Annotated in this window: 5 protein-coding genes and 1 tRNA gene; 5 read left to right on the forward strand and 1 reads right to left on the reverse strand. The window is 36.5% G+C overall.

What is annotated here, in order from left to right; genetic code table 11:
- Positions 1–64 precede the first annotated feature (64 nt).
- From ACN5L8_RS04105 to ACN5L8_RS04125, 5 genes are all read left to right on the forward strand, one after another.
- Complete coding sequence (locus tag ACN5L8_RS04105) at positions 65–502, forward strand: hypothetical protein (RefSeq protein ID WP_115363660.1); 438 nt, start codon at positions 65–67, stop codon at positions 500–502.
- Positions 495–1,838, forward strand: a complete 1,344-nt coding sequence (locus ACN5L8_RS04110; RefSeq protein WP_120405114.1) for a tetratricopeptide repeat protein — start codon at positions 495–497, stop codon at positions 1,836–1,838. The genes ACN5L8_RS04105 and ACN5L8_RS04110 overlap by 8 nt, the downstream gene beginning before the upstream one ends.
- A gap of 98 nt (positions 1,839–1,936) precedes the next feature.
- Positions 1,937–2,548: a hypothetical protein gene (locus tag ACN5L8_RS04115; protein ID WP_115363665.1), complete on the forward strand. Its 612-nt coding sequence runs from the start codon at positions 1,937–1,939 to the stop codon at positions 2,546–2,548.
- Between the two features lie 52 nt (positions 2,549–2,600).
- The gene (locus ACN5L8_RS04120) at positions 2,601–4,802 is read left to right on the forward strand and encodes a hypothetical protein (protein ID WP_115363666.1); all 2,202 of its coding nucleotides are present in this window, start codon (positions 2,601–2,603) and stop codon (positions 4,800–4,802) included.
- Between the two features lie 55 nt (positions 4,803–4,857).
- A tRNA-Ala gene (locus ACN5L8_RS04125) sits at positions 4,858–4,933 on the forward strand.
- A 473-nt stretch (positions 4,934–5,406) separates the two neighbouring features.
- Here ACN5L8_RS04125 and ACN5L8_RS04130 read toward each other — a convergent pair.
- Entirely contained in the window at positions 5,407–5,778 is a 372-nt protein-coding gene (locus ACN5L8_RS04130; protein ID WP_419172378.1) for a VOC family protein, read from the reverse strand.
- Positions 5,779–6,000: the final 222 nt, after the last annotated feature.

Consider the following 6,000-nt stretch of genomic DNA (forward strand, 5'->3'; position numbering starts at 1 on the left):
TCCTAAATAACTGGGTAAAATACGTCATTTTGCATAAAATCCTTCCTTAAGATAGTCTTTAGAGATGGAAAAGCAAGTGTTTAAAATTGCAAGCCAAAAAAGCAACAGGTTCATTTTAGTAATTAAGAACCTTACCAGTCACACTAGTGTGCTTGAGATAAATAAGTGTCATCTTGTTATGCTTGTGTCTCCGCAAAAACTAACGGCTTTATTACCGAAAAATAGCTGTGCCTTAGGGCATAGGATTGAATTATATATTGTCCAAAATTCACTTGTAACAAAGGCCAATTCAGCCGATCTAACAAAGCATGAGCAGGCCATAAAACTAACAAGTGAAGTCATGGATATTGGTGCATATAACGACGAGCAGAACCACGTAACTTTTAAAGTTCTGGAAGAGAGTAAGGAGATGCACGAGAAGATTGAAAATGTAATTTTGAATCGATTAGAGAAGACAAATAATTTATTAGATAAATTTAGGAAAGTACCAGTCGATGAGTAACGAAGATCCAAGAAAACAAACATTCTTTAAAGACTTAGAAGTCTTAGTGGTTGAGTCTCTCGGTAATGCCCGTGTTGCATACGAGAATGCATTCAAGTCACTTGGTATTGAACGTAAGAATGTACGTTTTGCTAAGACTTTTCATGATGCCCTAAAAGAGCTCGACTCTTTTGAGCCCAATCTTGTTTTTAGCTACGAAGTACTTGATCAAGGTCGCTATAACGACGTTTTAAAGAAGCACTTAAAGCTTCAACCAAATCGAATCAACAACAGCTTCATTCTACTGACTCAAAATGATTCCATTGATGCGATTTCAAAAATTGCTCAACAACAAGTGGATCTCGTTTTACCGATCCCATTCACTGTAGATAGTATAAAAGCCTTAATGGATAAGTTATACGAGATGAAGTCATCTCCAAGTGATTATCGAAAACTTATCAATGCCGCTTATGAACAAGTAGGAAAAGATCATGCAAAAGTTTTTGAGATTGTAGAGAAGGCCAGAGAGTTATCAAAAGGGCCATATGAAACATATTATCTGGAAGGACTTTGTCATTTCAAAGATAAGAATTTTGAAGAGTCCCTTAAAGCACTTGAGAAGTCTTATACAATAAACCCAAAAGACTTTAATACTCTAAAGCTATTTTTTAAAACTTATAAACATCAGAAAAATTACTATATGGCCTTGCAGTATTCACTTAAACTACATGCGGACTACCCTATTTCACCTGATATGTTGAAAGACTTATCAATGGTTGCAGTTGCAGCTGGTAAGCATGAATTAATTTTAAATTATTATGATGCTTATAAGAAAGTAAATGAGCCTTCAGATGAAATCAAAGATGCCATTTCTGCGGCCATTGTCATCTATGCTCGATGTGAACTTGAAAAAATTGAATTTGATAAATCATCTATTCAAGACTTACAAAAAAATAAGAAATACTTAAAGGCATTAAAGCTAATTGAGGAAGCTTCAATCATTTGCGCAACAAAGCCTGCAATTTTAGAAAAAATGATTATTATCCTGACTCAAACACCAGATAATAAGACCACCAAATTCGTGCAAGTTAAGCAAAAAGAAAAATTTCCAAAGTATGAGAATGCTCCACTCATGGATGCCCTCGTCGCAGATAAAGACTCTACTGCTTCCCAGTCTTTAAAGATGGCCATCGACACATTAAATAGTGGATTCAAATCAGAAGAATTATTTGAAATTATCATTAAACGCTCTGTCGATATGAATCGTAAAGAAGAGAGTATTCAGGAGTGGTATGAGCAGGCCATCAAAATCTATCCCCATATGAAGTCTCGTCTGAATAAATTTTATAACGCTTAACGAAATTCCAGTCACTTACGCACTTTTGAAAAATAAATTCCTTTGCAGAATTTTTCTTAAATTATATAAAAATGGGAAATATTAGGGAGGGGTTTATTATGTTTAGAGCAGTTATATTGCTAGTGGCCATTGTTTATCTAACAAGCACAATGGCACAATTTAGAGCACCACAAATACCGAACTATACACAATCTGCATGTGTTGAAAAATTGTGTTCAGGTAACGAAAGAGAATGTTCATCTAATTATGAACTAAGAAGAATTTACGATGCGTGTACAAGACAACTGGACTTAGGTTGTATTAACAATTCAATGAGACTTCTTTCACGTTTTGATCAAAATGATCACAATGAGCTTTATGCAATTGCTCGTTCTTGCCAATACGTAACAGGAAATGTTCAAGCAACAGTAATGGCAAATTTAAGTCGCTACGATCGTAATGATCTTAATGAAGTAACAAGCTTAAATTCACAACTTTGGTTAGTACAAAATTCATGTCTTAACAGTGCGCTTTCAAGATTAAGCAGAAGAGACTTTGATAGCCAAGAAGACATCAGAAGAGTTATGTCACAATGTGTAGGAACATTTAATGTTGCCTGCTTTGAAAATGAATGTGATGGACACTTCGCATGTAATGATCAAAATGAAGTAGTGAATGCTTTAAGAAAATGTATAAGTGGACCTAGTCTACAAGACCGTCGTCGTCTATAAATAACGAAATATAAAACACACAAGAAACACAACACACACAATTAGGTTTTTAATGACGAAAATTCTTTTTAAAATAATGGCCATCACGATGGTGGCCACTTTTACACAAGCAGACTTTAACCGTTCAATTCTCTTTAGTGGTCGACTAGCGAATTCATGTGAATTTGTAAGCGATCAAGCTGTCCTAGAAGTTGTTGACTCCCTAACAATAGCAATTAAAGACATCAAAGATGAGCGCTATCGTTGCCAATCAATCTATGCAAACTCAAAGGCCTTCCTTTCTTCACTAAGTGAGCAATATAAGGGCAATGCCAATGAAGTTTCTATTATCGATTCAAACTTAGAGACGATTGCAAGTGAGGTTTATCAACTTGTGGCAAATAGTAATTATAACGGTGAATACGATGATGAGATCCTCTCTCTACAAAGAAGAAGAAATGAGATCCTCGATTCAGATTACCGTAAAGAAAATGGCGTTGTTGATAGTCTCACAATGGCCACAACAATCTTAGATGACCTAAGAGATGCGCCAGAATGTGATGATGACTTAGGTCCAAAAATGCTTCGCCCTGCAGTTATGTTAATGGGACAAGTTGCCGGTGCTCTATACCCAGGCTCTTCCCTATTCACTTCTGCAGCTTCTACAGGACTTGCCAATATGGTTGATAGTCTTGTCTCTTACGTAAGTTATAAAGGAAGTGATGCTTATCAAGCGTTAGAAGACTTATATAATGATCGAAATTACTACGTATCTTATAAGTGTGCATATAAGAATATCAATGCCATGACTTGTAACCTACGTCGTAAGAATGCAACAAGAGAAGAAGCTAAGTGGTTATATGACTACATTCAAAGGCTAGACACTCCAGACAAAGACTTTCAAAGAATTAAAAATTTAAGAAAGCACTACCCTCGTATCCAAAGAATTCTAAGTGAATTAAGAGATATTTATGAAACTGCAAATCAACAAGATACAATTGTAACCATTGCAACTCTTCAAAAGGAGCAAGCAAAGCTTAGACTGCAACAGCCTGATCCATATCAAATCGAAGAGTGGAATGATGAATATCAAAATATAAAAACTTGGGGAACGTGGTCACAAACTTTAACCTGGTTTGCTAATGTAAATGCAAAGTTAAATGTCTATTGTCGTGAATTCCAAGACGGTAAGTACTGGGTAAATCAGAATAGTGATTGCCAGGAAAACCAAATTGCTCGAAATGAAGATCGTACACAGTATATTCAAGAAGTAATTAAACCAGCTTTAGCTGATCTTGCGGCCGACAAAGAAAGACTTTCAGAGAAGCTTAGAAATTCAGTTAACGTTGAAAGATTGTATAAAATCATCGAAGCAGAAGATAATTGGCGAGATAATAAGAAAGATTTTTCAATCTCAGAAGTCATCGAAATCTTTGAAGAGGACTTAACAAAAACGGGAACGAGGCCACAAGCAACTGCCCTATTTTCAGTTCGTATGAGAAACGCTTTAAAAGCACTTAAGGCCCTTGTTAATTTTGAGAAGGTTGTTGTCAATGTTCCAAGTCTGACACCAGAAGACTGTGATATCGACGCTCCAAATTGCCAGTGCAATAGCTTTAAGGACCTATCACAAGCAGCTTATACTTATTTAGCAAATAATTTATCAGATGGTGATGTTCTTTCAGTTGAGACAATCGATGCGACCTTCTATAACTACATCCGTGCAGTTGAAGAATACTTCCTCTATGGACTTCCATATGCAGAAAGCCCACAGCTAACATATGAGGATAGCTTAAATTATTCGAAATATACTTTTTTAATCCCAATCTATCGCGGAATTCAACAAAATCTACTAAGAGGAGATAATGTTGGAGCAAGTAATATTCCTCTCATGAATACGGCAAGAGAAAGCTTTGAGAAAGTTTTTGGAAAGTCGATTATTAAGATCCTAAATAAGAATGCAAAGAAAGTTCTTAAGAAGGGAAAAAGACACGATAGCTATCGCGACACTCTCCATTCATGTGCTATCTACTACCCAATGCTTAAGAAAAAAGGCATGGGGCTAAGAGCAAAATTCTTAGCAAAGAGATGTGCTGAGATTCTTGATGACAGCGGTGGTATTCCCTACCTAGTCAATGGAAGCGAGCGCTTCTCAACGAAAAATGAGGCCTATGAGTCACAGTGCTTCTATCGAAACTACGAAGAGGCCGTAAGTGTAAAGAAGGCCGAACTTGCTCGAGAACTTGATCAAAATGGAGATCTTCCAGAATTATAATATTGCCAAGCCCTCACGGTTTGGCTATTATTCTTCTTGAAAATATCTCAATTGAGGGCCTTTAGCTCAGCTGGGAGAGCGCTTCGCTGGCAGCGAAGAGGTCAGCGGTTCGATCCCGCTAAGGTCCACCAAAATAAAAAAGCCCACTCAACGAGTGGGCTTTTTTGTTTTTATGGATATTAGTAAGCGATCTAACTGCTCTTGGCGGTTGCCTACAGGATGTAGGTATGTCGCGGAGGCCATGGATGGCCGAGAGCGACTCCCATGAAAGCTAACTAACAATCTTAACAAAGAGCCAAAGTCGACTCCCCTAAATACTTACTCTACACCTTCACTCGGGAAACAGAAAATTCACATTTATTTTGCATGAACTCTACCCTTCTCCAACAATTAGTCCGCACACTAGCGATAGACTAATTTGTATAGAAAATGAGTTCTATAAATCATTTAACAAGGAGAACTTTATGAGAAACGTGAAAATTAATACTAAAAGAAAGGGGTCAGTTTAACTGGCCTTTTTTTGAATTCATATGAGAAGCTCATTTACAGGGGAGCTCGTTTCCCCAAATATTGTGCCTGTTCCAAATCGCGTTGAATAAATAGATTAATACTTCGCGTTTTGTAGTTTTAAAACATTTCCATCTAAGTCTTCAAAGATTAGCATATGGCCCCAATCCGCATCCATCTCTCCGAGAATTTTTGCACCGTTATCTTCAAGGATCTTTTTATCTGCTTTTACATCATCACTATTTAACGTAAGTGTTCCACCACAATGTGCACCATGAGAATCTCTTGGAAAAGTTGGGACATCATCCCCTTCAGTCCAGTGTAGGCCAATCATTACACCTTCACAATCCATACTAGTCCAATGATCTGATTCAAAAGAGATTTTCATATTAAGAACTTCTGAATAGAACTTTACTGCTCTTTTCATATCTTTTACGTTGTAATAAATGTCGTGCACGCCCTTAATCATAGAACTTCCCTCTTTGAATTAAACTTATATAACATTTAATTATGACATTCTGACATTTTCTATAGAAAATACAGAAACTAAAAGGCCCTGTTAAACAGGGCCTTTTAGTTAGATTTTATTTTGTTGTAAGACAGTCAAACTTCTTTTGTGAAACTAGCTCATTATCTCTAAGTGTTGTAATGACAATTTTTAACCCATCCTCAAGCTTCACGTAATCTCTAA

Source organism: Halobacteriovorax sp. (assembly GCF_048381875.1).
Lineage (GTDB): Bacteria > Bdellovibrionota > Bacteriovoracia > Bacteriovoracales > Bacteriovoracaceae > Halobacteriovorax_A > Halobacteriovorax_A vibrionivorans.